Below are 14,777 nucleotides of genomic sequence, written 5' to 3'. Positions count from 1 at the left end.
ACTTGGCTCGGGCACACCCGGGGGGCGGCAAGCCCCGCGTCGGCCACCGACCCGTCTATTCTGCACCCGAGTGTCGGCTCCGAAAAAGCGCTCACGCAGACACGGAGCGCACCAAGGAGAAATTGTCCTGTTCTACGCATCGCCGTGTCTCCGCGAGAGATTTCAGAAACCGATCGTTCGCAAGGCGCCAATGTGGCGCCTTGCGGAGCAGTAGCTCCGGAGCTACGCTCCCGACCACCCGTCGCGATCGGGCTCGGCCGTCGGCCGAGATTGCGGGATGCCGAGTGCCCAAGCTCGGCCGTCCGCAGATTCCTTGACCATATGGGCCATTCAACACGAAGTGCCCCACCGACACGGAGAAACATCCATGGACATCCAGGCATTGAGCGCCGAGCACGGCATCGACGGCGTCCTGCGTTTCGCCGAAGGCCGCGGCGGCCTGACCATGATCGAGATCGCCAACGCGCAGGCAACGGCCCTGATTTCGCCCTACGGCGGACAGGTGTTGGCGTATCGTCCGAGCGATGCCGCGGATGACCTGCTCTTCGTGAGCGAGCGTGCCTATTTCGCGGAGGGAAAGGCGATCAAGGGCGGTATTCCGATCTGTTGGCCCTGGTTCGGTGCGGACCCCGAGGCAAAGGGACGACCCGCCCACGGGTTCGTGCGGGCCTGGCCCTGGCAAGTGCTCGCGACCGAATCGCTTGCCGACGGATCGACCCGGGTGCAGATGGGGGTCGCCGACGACGCCGGCACCCGCGCGATCTGGCCCCAATACTTCAATCTCCTGGTCGACATCCATGTCGGCGCGAACCTGTCGGTGTCCTTGAGTACACTGAATGCCGGTGACAGGCCCTTCAGCATCACGCAAGGTCTACATGCCTATTTCAAGGTCGGCGACGCGAGTCGGGTTCGGGTCAAAGGACTCGACGGGCGCAGCTATATCGACAAGGCCGCCGACGGCGCGGATGCCGTGATCCGCCAGGAGGGTCAGGTCGCGTTCGAGCGCGAGGTCAATCGCATCTACGAGGATGTGCCGCCGGTTCTGACCGTCGTCGACCCGACCCTGGATCGGCGCATCCGCATCGAATCCGAGCATAGCCGAACGGCCGTGGTCTGGAACCCCTGGGTCGAGACCGCGAAGGCGATGGACGACCTCGACGATCAGGACTACCGGCGCTTCGTCTGCGTCGAGACGGTCAACACGGCCTCGGAGGTGATCGAGATCCAGCCCGCCGAGACCTATCGTCTCGCCGCGCGCTATGCCATCGAGCCGCTCTGATCGCGTCCCCATGGATCCTTTTCGCAATCTCGACCCGGCAACCGAAGCGCAATGGCAGACCTGGCTCGACTGGGCGGCACAGCAGGGTGTCGACGTGCCGGGCGCACCGGACTTCGCGGACGCGCGCGCGCGTGTCTGGGAGGCCAGCGACTACGTCGCCATCTCGGTTGCCCGTCATCCGGAGGTCTTGGCCGACCTGATCGCAAGCGGCGAGCTCGAGCAAGCCCACGATTCCGCGTCACTGGCGCGCGGCTTCGAGGCTGCGCTGGCGCCGGTCACGGACGAGCCCGGTCTGCACCAAGCCCTCCGTCGTTTTCGCCGGCGCGAGATGATTCGCATCATCTGGCGCGACATTGCCGGTCGGGCCGATCTGGCGGAGACGTTGGAACATCTCACTGCCTTGGCCGATCTTTGCATCCAGGGCGCTCTGGATCGCCTTTACAACTGGACCCGCGCCGAGCTCGGCACGCCGCGCGACGAGGCGGGCCGCGCGCTGCAGATGACCGTGTTGGGCATGGGCAAGCTCGGCGCGCGCGAGCTCAACCTCAGCTCGGACATCGATCTTATCTTTGCCTTTGCGGCCAACGGCGAGACCGAAGGCGGTCCACGCACGCTCGCCAACGAACAATTCTTCACCAAGCTCGGGCAGCGCTTGGCGCAGTCGCTGGGGAGCCAGACCGTCGACGGCTTCGTCTTTCGCGTCGATACGCGCCTGCGTCCCTTCGGCGAGTCCGGTCCGCTGGCGATGAGCTTCAACGCGCTGGAGGATTATTATCAGACGCAGGCGCGCGAGTGGGAGCGCTACGCCATGATCAAGGCGCGCGTCGTGGCCGGCGACCCCGACGACGCGCGCGAGCTGATGGCGATGCTGCGTCCCTTCGTCTATCGGCGCTATCTCGATTTCGGTGCCATCGAGTCCCTCCGCGACCTCAAGCGGATGATCGCCAAAGAGCTCTATCGGCGCGGCATGGAGGCCAATATCAAGCTCGGTCCGGGCGGTATCCGCGAGATCGAGTTCATCGGCCAGGCGTTCCAGCTCATCCGCGGAGGTCACGATGCGGATCTACAGATCCGCCCCATCCGCGAGGTCCTCGCACTGCTGGCACACAAGCAATTGATGCCCGAGTCCGCCGTGCAGGGACTGGATGATGCCTACTGTTTTCTCCGCTTGGTCGAGAACCGCATCCAGGCCTATCGCGACAAGCAGACCCATCTGTTGCCCGCCGACGAACCGGGACGGCTGCGTCTGGCGCGTTCGATGGGGTTTGACGAATGGCCAGCCTTCGAAACCGTATTGGAGGCGCATCGCCGTCATGTTCAGGGCCAGTTCGACGAGGTGTTCGCTGCACCCGAGACGGAAGCGGTTTCGCACGACCCAGGTTTAATTGCGCTCTGGCATGGCGAGGGCGATGCGGCCGACGAGGTTTCGGCGCTGGCGGAGGCCGGGTTCGCCGAGCCCGAGGCGATCCAGTCTCGGCTGATCCAGTTCCGCGATTCGATCGCACGCAAGGGTCTGAGTCGACGAGGTCACGAGCGCTTGGAGCGGCTGGTGCCGATGGTGCTGCGCGAGACGGCCGCGAGCGAGCAGCCCGACTTCGCCCTCGAGCGCGTGCTCAAGGTGCTCGAGGCCGTCGCACGCAGGACGTCCTACCTGGCGATGCTGAGCGAGCATCCGGTGATCCTGGCCCAGCTCGCGCGTCTGGCGAGCATGAGCCCCTGGTTTACGGATCGGATCTCGCGCCACCCGCTGCTCTTGGACGAGATGATCGACACGCGTCGACTCTATGCACCCTTGCGGCGGGTGGATCTGGAGGCCGAGCTCGATGCCCTATTGCTGTATGTCGATGCCGATGACCTGGAACAGCAGATGGAACGTCTGCGCCAGTTCGCGCAGGGCAACATGCTGCGTGTCGCGGCGGCCGATCTGACCGAGGTCATCCCGCTCATGGTGGTGAGCGACTATCTGACCGAGATCGCCGAAGTGTCGATCCGTCGCGTCTTGCGGTTGGCGTTCGATCATCTCGCGCAGCGGCATGGTCACCCGACCGAGATCATCGGGGAGGCGACCGGTTTCCTCGTGCTGGGTTACGGCAAGCTCGGCGGGATCGAGCTCGGCTACGGCTCGGATCTGGATCTGGTCTTCGTCCACGGCACCGAGTCGCAGACCGCGATGACCGACGGGGCGAAGGAGATCAGCAACGAGCAGTTCTTCGCGCGTCTGGGGCAACGCATCATCCACATCCTCACGACTCAGACCCCCTCGGGTGTGCTCTACGAAATCGATATGCGTTTGCGCCCGGAGGGTAACCGCGGGCTGCTCGTGCGCTCGCTCGCCGCCTTCGACGCCTATCAATCGAACGATGCCTGGACCTGGGAGCATCAAGCCCTGATCCGCGCCCGTCCGGTGGCCGGAGATCCGCAGTTGGCCCAGCGTTTCGGCGTGCTGAGGCGGACGATCATCTGCCGCGAACGCGAGCCCGAGCAGCTGCGCAACGACGTTCGGGAGATGCGCGCGAAGATGCGTGCCAATCTCGACAAAAGCCGCGACGGACGCTTCGATCTCAAGCAAGGCCCGGGCGGTATTGCGGATATCGAGTTTATGGTTCAATACGCGGTCTTACGCTGGGCGTCGGAGCACCCGGCGCTGGCCGACTGGACGGACAACATCCGCCTGCTCGAAACCCTCGGACGGCTCGATCTGCTGCCCGGGCGAGCGGCAGAAGACCTGACTGCCGCCTACAAAGCGCTGCGCGCGGCCTATCACCGCAGCGCCCTTCAGGAGCAGCCCAAGACGGTCGCGGACACGGATCTGCTGCCGGAGCGCGAGCGTGTCCAGTCCTTGTGGCACGCCTTGATGGACGCGCCTGCGTCCTGAGGGCGGTCTCTCGAATCGAAACGGGATCTTGATCCCGATGCAACCGGAGTGAGTCGACGATGGCAACGATGGAAGACCGTGATGGCCTGATCTGGCACAACGGCGAGATGGTGCCTTGGCGGGAGGCCAAGACCCATGTCCTGACTCATACCTTCCATTACGGTATGGGTGTCTTCGAAGGCGTGCGCGCGTACCGCACCGAGCAGGGCCCGGCCATCTTCCGTCTGCGCGAGCATACCGATCGCCTCTTCGATTCGGCGCATATCCTGGGCATGAAGGCGCCGTTCGACCGCGAGAGCATCGACGAAGCCCAGCGGATCGCCGTTCGCGAGAACAACCTCGACTCGGCCTACATTCGTCCGATGTTTTTTTACGGCCCGGAAGGTATGGGCCTGCGTGCCGACAACCTCAAGGTGCACTGCATCGTCGCCGCCTGGGAGTGGGGCTCCTATCTCGGCGAAGAGAACATGACCAAAGGGATTCGGATTCGGGTGTCCTCCTACACGCGGCATCACGTCAACATCACCATGTGTCGCGCCAAGGCCAACGGCAATTATATGAATTCCATGATGGCCTTGCAGGAGGCCCTACGCGACGGTTACGACGAGGCCCTCCTGCTGGATGCCTCGGGTTATGTCATGGAAGGTAGCGGCGAGAACGTCTTCATCGTGCGCAAGGGCGTGCTCTATACGCCGGATCTGACCTCCGCCCTCGACGGGATCACCCGGCGCACTGTCATGACGCTGGCGCGCGATATCGGAATCGAGGTTGTCGAGAAGCGGATCACGCGCGACGAGGTCTATATCGCGGACGAGGCCTTCTTCACCGGCACGGCAGCCGAGGTGACGCCGATTCGGGAGGTCGACGGCCGCGTCATCGGAAACGGCGGCCGCGGTCCCATCACCGAACGGCTCCAGAGCCTCTACTTCGATCTGGTGCACGGGCGTCTTCCGGCCTATCCGGAATGGCTCACGCCGGTTTGAATCGCGTCCGGTTTAAATCGCGTCCGGTGATGGTTCGGCTCGATAGCGGTTGGGTTGATGCCGAAGCAATGATTCACCGCCGGAGTTGACGCGATTTAAAGTGAAAAAATGCGAATTAGGCGCCTCATGTCACCTTTGCGGCGCCTGTCCGATCATCTCATTCGATGGAGACTTTGCCGATGTCCAACGCCGCCGTCGAGACGCGGACCGAGCATGAGCTGATCGAGGTCAGCCACAAGGATCTGCCGCTGTCTTGTCCTCTGCCGGGTGCACCCGTGTGGAACATGCATCCGCGGGTCTATCTGCCGATCGAAGACGAGCCGAACCACGAGGCGACCTGTCCCTATTGCGGGGCCCGCTATCGGCTTGTCTAAGATGACCGAGGTCACGGAGCTTTGCATCACCCGGCCGGACGACTGGCACCTGCATCTGCGCGACGGGGATGTGCTGGCGGATGCGCTCGCCCACACCGCGCGTTGTTTCGGGCGCGCGATCGTCATGCCCAATCTCAAGCCGCCGGTTGTGGACACCGCCAGGGCGCTCGCTTATCGAGCACGCATCCTGGATGCACGGCCGCCCGGCAGCGATTTTCAGCCCTTGATGACGCTCTATCTCACGGACGAGACGAGCCCGGCCGAGATCGGCACGGCCAAGGCGAGCGGTCAGGTCTTCGCCTGCAAGCTCTATCCTGCCGGTGCGACCACCAACTCGGAGAACGGGGTCACGGATCTGCTCGGACGCTATCCGGTCTTTGAGGCGATGCAGCGTGTTGGTCTGCCGCTCCTGGTGCATGGCGAGGTGACGGACGATCAGGTCGACATCTTCGACCGCGAGCAGCGCTTTATCGAGGAGCGCTTGGAGCCGATCGTCCGCGCATTTCCCGATCTCAAGATCGTCTTCGAGCATGTGACGACCGCCGAGGCGGTCGCATTCGTGCGCGACGGACCGCCGAATTTGGCAGCGACCATCACGCCGCATCACCTGCTCTACAACCGCAACGCCATGCTGGCCGGCGGGATTCGTCCGCACCTGTATTGCCTGCCGATCCTCAAGCGCGAGCGCCATCGGCTCGCGCTGGTCTCCGCCGCGACGGGCGGTCATCCGAGGTTCTTCCTCGGTACCGACAGCGCGCCGCATGCGATCGAGGGCAAGGAGAGCGCTTGCGGTTGTGCCGGGGCTTTCAGCGCACACGCCGCCATCGAGCTTTATGCCGAGGTGTTCGAGCAGGCCGGCGCCTTGGCGCGGCTGGAGGGATTCGCGAGTCACCATGGCGCGGATTTCTACGGCCTGCCCCGCAACGCCGAGACCATTCGTCTGAGCCGCGAGCCTTGGACCGTTCCGGCATCCTATTCCTTCGGATCCAGCCGGGTCGTGCCTCTGCGCGCCTCCGAAACAGTTGCTTGGCGTGTCGTGCCTTGAGCGCCTAAACCGCGCCCGCTCCAACAATCGTTAAGTCAGAGGCGGCCGATCCCATCCGAAGTCATCACTCAGCGCGCCGGGCGCGGTTTAGTCGAACTCCACCTCGTCCCAGAAGTCCTCTTCACCTTCGATCTTTGGCGGGTTTCCGTCGTGCACCCGATAGTGGCGCCGCTGCAGATAGGCATCGCGCAGGAGGATGTAGGGGTCGATGGCCGCGTCCTCGAGGATCTGGCTGGTCGCCAGATAGCTCGCTCGACGGTCGACCGCCCGGAGTGCGATCAGGCCCCAATACACGTGATCTCTGGGGAGATCGAAGACGGGCTCGAGGTTGAACAAGGGGTCGGTGAAGATATCGCCGACATCGCCGAAGATGTCCCGGACACTGTTCGGCCCCAAGAAGGGCACCATGACGAAGGCGCCGGAATCCAGACCCCAGTAGCCGAGTGTCTGACCGAAATCCTCCTTGTAGCTCGGTAAACCCACGTTGGTCGCGACGTCCACGAAACCCAGCACGCCAACCGTGGAGTTGATGAAGAGACGTCCGACGTCGCTGCCTGCACGCGACATCTTGAATTGGAGAACATTGTTGACGAACGAGGTAACGTCGGAAAGGTTGCCGAAGAAGTTGGTCACGCCACGTTCGACCGGATCCGGCGTGACGGCCTGATAGCCTTTGGCGATCGGCTTCAAGAACGCGTTGTCGAAATCCGTATTGAAACGGAAGACGGCCCGATTGAACGGCTCGAGCGGGTCGCGTGGCTCCGAGATCCGGCTCGGCGAGGATGTGCAGCCCGTGCAGATCAGCAGGATGATCAAGACACCCAGCCCAGTCAGTTGTCGATAGGCGCTCGAATCACGGTCCTTCATGCGTTGCAGATCTCTCGCGACATGTTCGGCAAATGCTATCACAGCCGGTACCTCGCTCGATCCACGTCCTTTGCACCGGTATGCCCCGTTCCATCGGCCGCAAGCGAGTGTGTGCCGGTTCCCGATGGGCGTTTCAGAACGCGACCGTGACGCGATGGTTACGCTGTCGCAGCAGGGCGACGACCCCCTGATCGCCGGGGAGATGCAGGGCGCCGATCGCGATGAACCAGCCGCCCTCGTCGAGGAGGGGCGCCATGCGCTCGACCATACGGAGGTTGCGCGAATCGATGACCACTCTCTGGAAGAGTGCCGCGAGACGAGGGTCGCTGTCCGCGAGGTGCTGTTCGCTCAGGCGCTGCAATTCGTCGATATCGCGTTTCAGGTAGGCTGCGGTCAGTGCCTCGAAGATGCGCGGCAGTTGGTCTCGCGACGCGAGCGTCTCTCTCAGCAGCGTGATCTGATCGGACTCGGGGAGGGCATCGAAGACGGTGAGCTGCTCGGTCATGGTTTCGAGGCCCTCGACCCGTTTGCCGTCTGCGACCGCCCGACGAAACAGCAGCATATCCAGAAACTCGCCTGTCTCGGAGGGCGGGCTGCTCAGCAGTGTCGCGACAGCCCAGGGCTTGAGGTCCTTGAAGGCCTCCTCCGGCATCCCGATGCCGCCAAGCGCTGCGGCGGTCTCCTGGTAGAGGTCCGCGGGGAGAACGTCGCGCAGAAGTCGTCCGTCGGTGTAAGCCATGGTGACCATCGCTCGGATGATGGCGGAGGCATCCGGGACCACCTCGAGGGCGACACTCGGGCTCCTATCGAAGGCCTCGCGCACGGGCGCCGGAAGCTCCACGACCCGCACGTCCTCGCTATGGATCGTACCGAAGAGAAAGCTCGGTGGGGCGCCTGATGGGGAGTGGATCTCGAAGAGGATTCCACGGGTCGCGGCGTGTCCGGCAGACTCGGCGGTGTCGTCCGCGTTCGTCGGCTGATCGGCCCAAGCGCATGTGCTGCCGGCCGCTAGCCATGCGGCGAGAAGGAGTCGGGCGATCATTGCACGCGCCGTCGCGTGCGTCTGGCTGCATGACCGGCCTCGAACGCCGCGGAGGACCCGCTGCGGCCGCGGCAAACAAACAAGCCCGACCGAGGCGACGCGCCGGCACAATCACTGTGTTTGGCAATCATCCGCGCGCCACTTATGCTGTCGCCATGAATCAAGAACCCAGAATGAGAGAAGGGATCGCCGCGCGCTTTCGGGGCTTTCTGCCGGTGGTGGTCGATGTCGAAACAGCCGGCTTCGACGCTCAGCGGCATGCCCTGCTGGAGATCGCCGCTATTATTATCCGAATGCTGCCCGACGGGCGACTCGAGCCGGCCGCGCCCATCGCCTGTCACGTGCTGCCCTTCGTCGGCTCGGAGATCGATCCGAGCGCGCTGGCCTTCAATCGGATCGATCCCGACCACCCCTTCCGGGACGCGATTTCGGAATGGGACGCCTTGACCCGCATCCTCACGCCGATCCGCAAAGCAGTCAAATCCACCGGGTGCAATCGGGCGATCTTGGTCGGGCACAACGCCCATTTCGACCTCGGGTTCGTCAAAGCCGCCGTCGAGCGGACCGGATTCAAGCGTAACCCGTTCCACGCCTTCAGTGTCTTCGACACGGTGACCTTGGCCGGCCTGATGTTTGGTCAAACCGTGCTGGCGCGTGCGGCAAAGGAGGCGGGTCTCGGTTGGCAGAGCAGCGAGGCCCACTCGGCGATCTACGACGCCGAGCAGACCGCGCGTCTTTTTTGCGCCGTGGTGAATCGGTGGCGTGAGCTCGACCCGGTGCGGGTTTGGGAGGACAAGGAGCCGACCTGAAGCCGGGCGCGTGCAATCGGGTGGCGCGGCTTGGCCGATCCCCGCATGTGACGGCTCAGGCGTGCTTGGAGGCCGCCTCTTCCATCATGCTCTTGAGCTGGCCACTGGCGTGAAGCTCCAGCGTGATATCGCATCCGCCGACCAGTTCTCCGTCGATATAGACCTGGGGGAAGGTCGGCCAATCTGCATAACGCGGAAGATTCTCGAAGATTTCCGGGTCCTGCAGCACGTTTACGTAGGCAAAGGGAACACCGCACTCCTGCAAAGCGGCTGACGCCCTCATCGAAAAACCGCACTGGGGAAATTGCGGCGTGCCTTTCATGTAGATGACGACCGGATTCGTCTTCACCTGTTCGCCGATTCGCTCCAAAACATCCATCGCTGACCTCTATCTCGTGTGGGGACCCATCTGACAAGGGTCGGGACGGTGAGGGGCTTTTCAAGCTACCCCGAAAGGGGAGTGGTGATCCATCCCGCTTGGGCGCTTGCGTTTCCCCGGGTGGCCGCGCGCTCACCCGAGTGGATCGACGTTGCGCTGCAGCCAAAGCTCCAGTAAGGCGAGGTGCCAGAGTTTGTTGCCCTGGATGCGGGTGTGGTGCATGTCCGGTGCAGCGAGTAGCTGGTCCAGATAGGTTTTCCGGTAGAGACCGCGCTCTCGGCTGACCCGTGATGCGAGGACGTCGCGCATCAGTTCCAGAAAGGGGCCGCGGACGTATTTGAGCGCCGGCATCGGGAAATAGCCCTTGGGACGGTCGATGACGGCATCCGGGAGGAGGCCGCGCGCCATCGCCTTGAGTGGATATTTTCCGCCCTCGCGAAGCTTGAGCTCGGGCGGGCAGCGTGCGGCGAGCTCGACGAGGTGATGATCCAGAAAGGGCACCCGTGCCTCCAGACCCCAGGCCATCGTCATGTTGTCGACTCGTTTGACCGGGTCGTCGACGATCAGGGTCGTTGCGTCCAGACGCAGGACCGCATCCAACAGCTCGTCCGCGTCGGGCTCGGCCAGGCGCTCGGCGATCAGCGCCGAGGTGTGGTCCTCGCCGGCGTAGGTGTCGGTGACCATGCGCAGGTATTCGTCGTGATCGCGGTCGAAGTAGTGTTTGGCGAAGCGTTCGACCGCCGAGCCCTCGCGCTCGGCCGCGATGCGCGGATACCAGAAATAGCCGCCGAAGACCTCGTCCGCGCCCTGTCCGGACTGTACGACCTTGACTTCGCGCGAGACCTGCTCGGCCAGGAGATAGAAGGCCACGGCGTCCTGGCCGAACATGGGCTCGGTCATGGCGTCGATCGCCTCGGGCAGACGCTGCAGGACCTGGGCGTTCGGGACCAGGAAGCGATGATGCCGGGTGCCGTAACGCTCGACGACGAGATCCGAGTATTGGAACTCGCTCCCGGCCTCTTCGGGCGTGTCTTCGAAGCCGACCGAGAAGGTCCGCAGGTCGGACACGCCCGCCTCGGCGAGCAAGGCAACGAGGAGGCTCGAATCCAGCCCACCCGAAAGCAAGACGCCGACCGGCACATCGGCGACCTCGCTGCGGACCTTGACCGCCTGACGCAGCGCGACGTGGATCGCCTCCAGCCAGTCGGCATCGCTCCGGGGCTCCGCCGGGCGCGTCGCATCCAGACGCCAATAAGTGCCTTCGGTCCGGCGGCCACGCGCGTCGAACCGCAGCCAGTGTCCGGGCGTGAGCTTGCGCACCCCGCGCAGGATGGTGCGCGGCGCGGGGACCACGGCATGCAGGGTGAAGAGATGATGCAGTGCGACCGGGTCGATCGCCGTATCCACCCCGCCGCCGGCCAGGAGTGCCTGCGTACTGGAGGCGAAACGCAGCGTTCCGCCCTGTTCGGACCAATAGAGCGGCTTGATCCCGAAGCGGTCACGCGCGAGAAAGAGCACCTGCTGATTCGCGTCCCAGACGGCGAAGGCGAACATGCCGTGCAGGCGCGCGCAGCAGTCGGTTCCCCAAGCGTGCCAGGCCTTGAGGATGACCTCGCTGTCACCTTCGGAGAAGAAGCGGTAGCCGCGCTCTTCCAACTCGCGACGCAGCGCCCGATAGTTGTAGATGGTTCCGTTGAAGACCAGGGCGAGTCCGAGCTCGGCGTCGACCATCGGCTGATTGGAACGCACCGACAGATCGATGATCGAGAGCCGCCGATGGCCGAACCCGAGTGCCCCGTCGCTGTAGCTGCCGCCGTGGTCCGGGCCGCGCCGCACCAGCTCGCCCATCATGGCCTGGATGGTCTCCAGGTCGGCCGGGGCGCCGTCGAGCCTCAATTCACCACAGATACCGCACATCGGACCGCTCCCATGAGGTCGGGATCGCTCGTCGGTGACCCCGTTTTCTGATACTGGATTTGAACCGCAAAGGCGCGACGGACGCAAAGGAAATCAACAGCGACTTATCCTTCCGGCTCCGGCTCGTGACCCCAACCGCCGCCGCCCGGTGTCTCCACAGCGAGGCGATCCCCGCTCGCCACACGAAGACTGACCTTGGGCGGCAGTTCTTTCCCATTGAGCTGATTCCGACCGGCGCGCGCGGGACCGCCGCCTGCGATGCCCCAAGGCGCGACGCGGCGCCGCTCGGTGAGAAGCGTCACCTCGGCCGGGGCGAGAAAGGTCAGCTCACGGACCAGTCCGTCGCCGCCGGCGCGTGCGCCGCGGCCACCCGAGCCGGATCGCAGGGCATACCGCGACACCCGCAAGGGGTAGCGCGCCTCCAGCACCTCGATCGGCGTATTGAGGGTGTTGGTCATGTGGGTCTGAACCCCCGACCAACCGCCGCCGCTGGCACCTGCGCCCATGCCGCCACCGATGGTCTCGTAGTAATCCCAGGCCGCACCGGCCTCGGTGCTGCCGACCGCAAGGTTGTTCATGCTGCCTTGGCTGGCCGCCGGGATGCGATCCGGGATTGCTCGGGCGAGCGCGCCCAGCACGACATCCACGACACGGCTGCTCGTCTCGACGTTGCCCGCGGCCACCGCTGCAGGGCGCTGCGCGTTGAGCAAGCAGCCGAGCGGTGCGGTCAGGCCGATCGCGCGGAAGGTCCCGCCGCAGGCAGGCGTCTGCGGTGGCATCAAGCAACGAAAGGCGTAGAAGACGGCGGCCGCGGCGACCGAGAGCGGGCAATTAATGTTGCCCGCGACTTGCCCTGCGGTTCCGGCGAAATCGACATGGATCCCCTCGGGCGTCACATCGAGGGCCACCCGGATCGGGATCGCCTCGGTCCCCTGGCCGTCGTCGTCCATCACGTCTTCGAAGGCGTAGCGTCCCGGCGGGATCATGCCGAGCGCCGAGCGCGCGAGGCGCTCCGCGTAGTCGTCGAGTGCGCGGATCGCCGAGACGTAGGCCGAGACACCAAGGCCGTCGATCAGGCCCCCCAGCCGAGCCAACCCGGCGCGATTGGCTCCGATCTGGGCTAAGAAATCACCGCCGGCATCGTCCGGGTTGCGCGTCGCACCGAGGATCCCTGTCAGCAGCGACCGGTCGATCTCGCCTTGCGCGACCAACCGGCAGGGCGGGATGATCAGACCCTCCTCGTCGAGTGTGCGCGAGACCGGCATCGACCCCGGCACGCTCGCCCCGATGTCGGCGTGATGTGCGCGATTGGCGACGAAGGCGACCAGCCGACCCTCCGCGAAGAGCGGAGCCACCAGCGTCACGTCAGGCAGATGGGTCCCCCCGAGGAAGGGGTCGTTGAGGACCACCATGTCGCCTTCGGCCCAGTCGAGCGCGCCGACGATGTCCGCCATCGCGTAGGCCATGCTGCCCAGGTGGACCGGGATATGGGCGGCCTGGGCGCTGAGGCTCCCGTTGCGATCGAAGACCGCGCACGAAAAATCGAGCCGATCGCGGATGTTCGTCGAGAAGGCGGCCTGTCGCAGCACCGCACCCATCTCGTCGCACACCGACTCGAGCCGGCTGGCGAAAAGCCCAAGCTCGACGGCGTTCATGTTGCCGGAACCTCGGTGCCTTCTTGCGCACAGATGCTCCGGCGACCATGTCGTCCCCCGAAAGTTTCGCATCGCTCGCTCGGGCACCCCATCCGTGGGTTGAGATACCCGAACGCGGGCCAACATTGCGGGTGACCGCAGACACTTGCAGATTCCAACCTTCGAGGAGGCTTGACCATGGCCCATGAACTCCCAGCGTTACCCTACGAACGAAATGCGCTCGAGCCCGTGATCTCGGCTGAAACCATCGAGTATCACTACGGCAAGCATCACCAGACCTATGTCAACAACCTCAACAACCTGATTCCCGGCACCGAGTTCGAGACCATGAGTCTCGAAGAGATCATCATGAAATCCTCGGGCGGATTGTTCAACAACGCGGCCCAGGTCTGGAATCACACCTTCTACTGGAACTGCCTCAGCCCGAACGGCGGCGGCGCCCCGACCGGTGCACTGTCCGATGCGATCAACGCCAAGTTCGGCTCGTTCGACGAATTCAAGAAGCAGTTCTCGCAAGCCGCCGCCACCAACTTCGGCTCCGGCTGGACCTGGCTGGTGAAGAATGCAGACGGCTCCATCGAGATCCACAACACCTCCAACGCCGGCACCCCGATGACCGAGGGCAAGAAGCCACTGCTCACAGTCGACGTCTGGGAGCATGCCTACTACGTCGACTACCGCAATGCCCGTCCGAAGTACCTCGAAGCGATCTGGGACAAGATCAACTGGGAGTTTGTCGCGGCCAACTTCGGCGGTTGATCGAGCCTTTATTTCTTCATAATTAAGCCCCGAACTTCGGCGACCTTCTGAAGAAGTAAAGATCCGAAATGGCCCAGCGCAATGCTGGGCCATCGTGCGTTTTGAACGGATTTTGACCAGGTGTGCTTCATCTCGGCATTGACGCCGTCTTCGCAGGCGCGTCAATCAGTCCTTCTCGAACCCCTGACTCGTAAACTTCAGCGTCCGGCAATTCTCGCTCACCGTGCGCACCACCTGATCCGGCGCGCCGTCGGGAAGCTTTGCCTCGATCTCGATGGTGACGGTCACCTTGGCATGAACGAGCCCGTCGAGATGCGCGATGACCTCTTCGGCAATGCGGCCGGCGTCGCGCCCGACCCGGGTCGCATCCAGAAGAACGGTGCCGTGGAAGCGCTTCGGCTTCGCCGCCGGGGGCGGCGTCTTTTCGCGCGGTGGTGTGATCTCGGGCGGGTCCACCGTCGGCTTGTCACCGACGACGTTGGGGTTCGGTTGCGCCCTCCCCGGCTCCGGCTCCGGAGCGACCGGGCGCTCGGCATCCATCTGACGCATGGCCACGTCGGTTTTGACCAAGACCTCCGGCGCTTCGCTGTCGACCAGGGTCACGATCTGCCCCGCGCGTAGCCCCTCATAGCGACCCGCTTCGGCATCGTATCCCTCGGCGAAGGCAAAGCCCTCCTGCGCCCAGGTCAGCAGATTGATCCCGTCGGTCATCGCGTGGAGGAGCACGCTCGGGTCTTTGACCGACTTTACCCCTGCAGATCTGGCCATTTTTCGCCGCTAGGCCGCGTGGCTA

13 protein-coding genes are annotated in these 14,777 nt (G+C 64.3%); 7 read left to right on the top strand and 6 right to left on the bottom strand.

Annotated features, from left to right (window positions below):
- Positions 1-367: 367 nt before the first annotated feature.
- The 5 genes from LT988_RS10290 to pyrC all read left to right on the top strand — a co-directional run bounded on the left by LT988_RS10290 (position 368) and on the right by pyrC (position 6,556).
- Entirely contained in the window at positions 368-1,279 is a 912-nt protein-coding gene (locus LT988_RS10290) for a D-hexose-6-phosphate mutarotase (RefSeq protein ID WP_232410052.1), read from the top strand.
- 10 nt (positions 1,280-1,289) lie between these two features.
- Positions 1,290-4,154: a bifunctional [glutamate--ammonia ligase]-adenylyl-L-tyrosine phosphorylase/[glutamate--ammonia-ligase] adenylyltransferase gene (gene glnE / locus LT988_RS10285; RefSeq protein ID WP_232410051.1), complete on the top strand. Its 2,865-nt coding sequence runs from the start codon at positions 1,290-1,292 to the stop codon at positions 4,152-4,154.
- 59 nt (positions 4,155-4,213) lie between these two features.
- On the top strand, positions 4,214-5,137 hold the full coding sequence (locus LT988_RS10280; protein ID WP_232410050.1) for a branched-chain amino acid transaminase: 924 nt from the start codon (positions 4,214-4,216) through the stop codon (positions 5,135-5,137).
- 179 nt (positions 5,138-5,316) lie between these two features.
- The gene (locus LT988_RS10275; protein WP_232410049.1) at positions 5,317-5,511 is read left to right on the top strand and encodes a zinc-finger domain-containing protein; all 195 of its coding nucleotides are present in this window, start codon (positions 5,317-5,319) and stop codon (positions 5,509-5,511) included.
- 1 nt (position 5,512) lies between these two features.
- On the top strand, positions 5,513-6,556 hold the full coding sequence (gene pyrC / locus LT988_RS10270; RefSeq protein WP_232410048.1) for a dihydroorotase: 1,044 nt from the start codon (positions 5,513-5,515) through the stop codon (positions 6,554-6,556).
- Positions 6,557-6,643: 87 nt separating this feature from the next.
- On the opposite strand, the gene LT988_RS10265 is transcribed toward pyrC, so the two are convergent.
- Both LT988_RS10265 and LT988_RS10260 read right to left on the bottom strand, forming a co-directional pair.
- Positions 6,644-7,423 (bottom strand): MlaA family lipoprotein, encoded by a 780-nt coding sequence (locus LT988_RS10265; RefSeq protein ID WP_232410047.1) that lies wholly within the window; start codon positions 7,421-7,423, stop codon positions 6,644-6,646.
- A gap of 133 nt (positions 7,424-7,556) precedes the next feature.
- Positions 7,557-8,465: a TraB/GumN family protein gene (locus tag LT988_RS10260; protein WP_232410046.1), complete on the bottom strand. Its 909-nt coding sequence runs from the start codon at positions 8,463-8,465 to the stop codon at positions 7,557-7,559.
- Positions 8,466-8,638: 173 nt separating this feature from the next.
- Between LT988_RS10260 and rnt the strand changes: the two genes are divergently transcribed.
- Positions 8,639-9,274: a ribonuclease T gene (gene rnt / locus LT988_RS10255; RefSeq protein ID WP_408648065.1), complete on the top strand. Its 636-nt coding sequence runs from the start codon at positions 8,639-8,641 to the stop codon at positions 9,272-9,274.
- 55 nt (positions 9,275-9,329) lie between these two features.
- Here rnt and grxD read toward each other — a convergent pair whose 3' ends face one another.
- The 3 genes from grxD to LT988_RS10240 all read right to left on the bottom strand — a co-directional run bounded on the left by grxD (position 9,330) and on the right by LT988_RS10240 (position 13,225).
- Complete coding sequence (gene grxD, locus LT988_RS10250; protein ID WP_232410044.1) at positions 9,330-9,653, bottom strand: Grx4 family monothiol glutaredoxin; 324 nt, start codon at positions 9,651-9,653, stop codon at positions 9,330-9,332.
- Positions 9,654-9,785: 132 nt separating this feature from the next.
- A complete protein-coding gene (locus tag LT988_RS10245) occupies positions 9,786-11,570 on the bottom strand; it encodes an N-acetylglutaminylglutamine amidotransferase (RefSeq protein ID WP_232410043.1) in 1,785 nt (594 codons plus the stop codon).
- A gap of 104 nt (positions 11,571-11,674) precedes the next feature.
- Positions 11,675-13,225 (bottom strand): hydantoinase B/oxoprolinase family protein, encoded by a 1,551-nt coding sequence (locus tag LT988_RS10240; protein WP_232410042.1) that lies wholly within the window; start codon positions 13,223-13,225, stop codon positions 11,675-11,677.
- A 177-nt stretch (positions 13,226-13,402) separates the two neighbouring features.
- On the opposite strand from LT988_RS10240, the gene LT988_RS10235 reads away from it, so the two are divergent.
- Positions 13,403-13,984: a superoxide dismutase gene (locus tag LT988_RS10235; protein WP_232410041.1), complete on the top strand. Its 582-nt coding sequence runs from the start codon at positions 13,403-13,405 to the stop codon at positions 13,982-13,984.
- A gap of 165 nt (positions 13,985-14,149) precedes the next feature.
- Here LT988_RS10235 and LT988_RS10230 read toward each other — a convergent pair whose 3' ends face one another.
- Positions 14,150-14,752: a hypothetical protein gene (locus LT988_RS10230; protein WP_232410040.1), complete on the bottom strand. Its 603-nt coding sequence runs from the start codon at positions 14,750-14,752 to the stop codon at positions 14,150-14,152.
- Positions 14,753-14,777 lie beyond the last annotated feature (25 nt).

The sequence above is a fragment of the Thiocapsa bogorovii genome (genome assembly GCF_021228795.1).
Taxonomy (GTDB): domain Bacteria; phylum Pseudomonadota; class Gammaproteobacteria; order Chromatiales; family Chromatiaceae; genus Thiocapsa; species Thiocapsa bogorovii.
Note: the sequence above shows the minus strand (reverse complement) of the source record. Positions and strands in the feature narration are given on the sequence as shown.

What these genes read in the sequence shown, in the direction of transcription:
- LT988_RS10230 (WP_232410040.1), bottom strand. Translation starts at nt 14,752, where the DNA reads ATGGCCAGATCTGCAGGGGTAAAGTCGGTCAAAGACCCGAGCGTGCTC.
- glnE (WP_232410051.1), top strand. Translation starts at nt 1,290, where the DNA reads ATGGATCCTTTTCGCAATCTCGACCCGGCAACCGAAGCGCAATGGCAG.
- LT988_RS10280 (WP_232410050.1), top strand. Translation starts at nt 4,214, where the DNA reads ATGGCAACGATGGAAGACCGTGATGGCCTGATCTGGCACAACGGCGAG.
- LT988_RS10235 (WP_232410041.1), top strand. Translation starts at nt 13,403, where the DNA reads ATGGCCCATGAACTCCCAGCGTTACCCTACGAACGAAATGCGCTCGAG.
- LT988_RS10275 (WP_232410049.1), top strand. Translation starts at nt 5,317, where the DNA reads ATGTCCAACGCCGCCGTCGAGACGCGGACCGAGCATGAGCTGATCGAG.
- pyrC (WP_232410048.1), top strand. Translation starts at nt 5,513, where the DNA reads ATGACCGAGGTCACGGAGCTTTGCATCACCCGGCCGGACGACTGGCAC.
- rnt (WP_408648065.1), top strand. Translation starts at nt 8,639, where the DNA reads ATGAGAGAAGGGATCGCCGCGCGCTTTCGGGGCTTTCTGCCGGTGGTG.
- LT988_RS10290 (WP_232410052.1), top strand. Translation starts at nt 368, where the DNA reads ATGGACATCCAGGCATTGAGCGCCGAGCACGGCATCGACGGCGTCCTG.
- LT988_RS10245 (WP_232410043.1), bottom strand. Translation starts at nt 11,570, where the DNA reads ATGTGCGGTATCTGTGGTGAATTGAGGCTCGACGGCGCCCCGGCCGAC.
- LT988_RS10240 (WP_232410042.1), bottom strand. Translation starts at nt 13,225, where the DNA reads ATGAACGCCGTCGAGCTTGGGCTTTTCGCCAGCCGGCTCGAGTCGGTG.
- LT988_RS10265 (WP_232410047.1), bottom strand. Translation starts at nt 7,423, where the DNA reads ATGAAGGACCGTGATTCGAGCGCCTATCGACAACTGACTGGGCTGGGT.
- grxD (WP_232410044.1), bottom strand. Translation starts at nt 9,653, where the DNA reads ATGGATGTTTTGGAGCGAATCGGCGAACAGGTGAAGACGAATCCGGTC.
- LT988_RS10260 (WP_232410046.1), bottom strand. Translation starts at nt 8,465, where the DNA reads ATGATCGCCCGACTCCTTCTCGCCGCATGGCTAGCGGCCGGCAGCACA.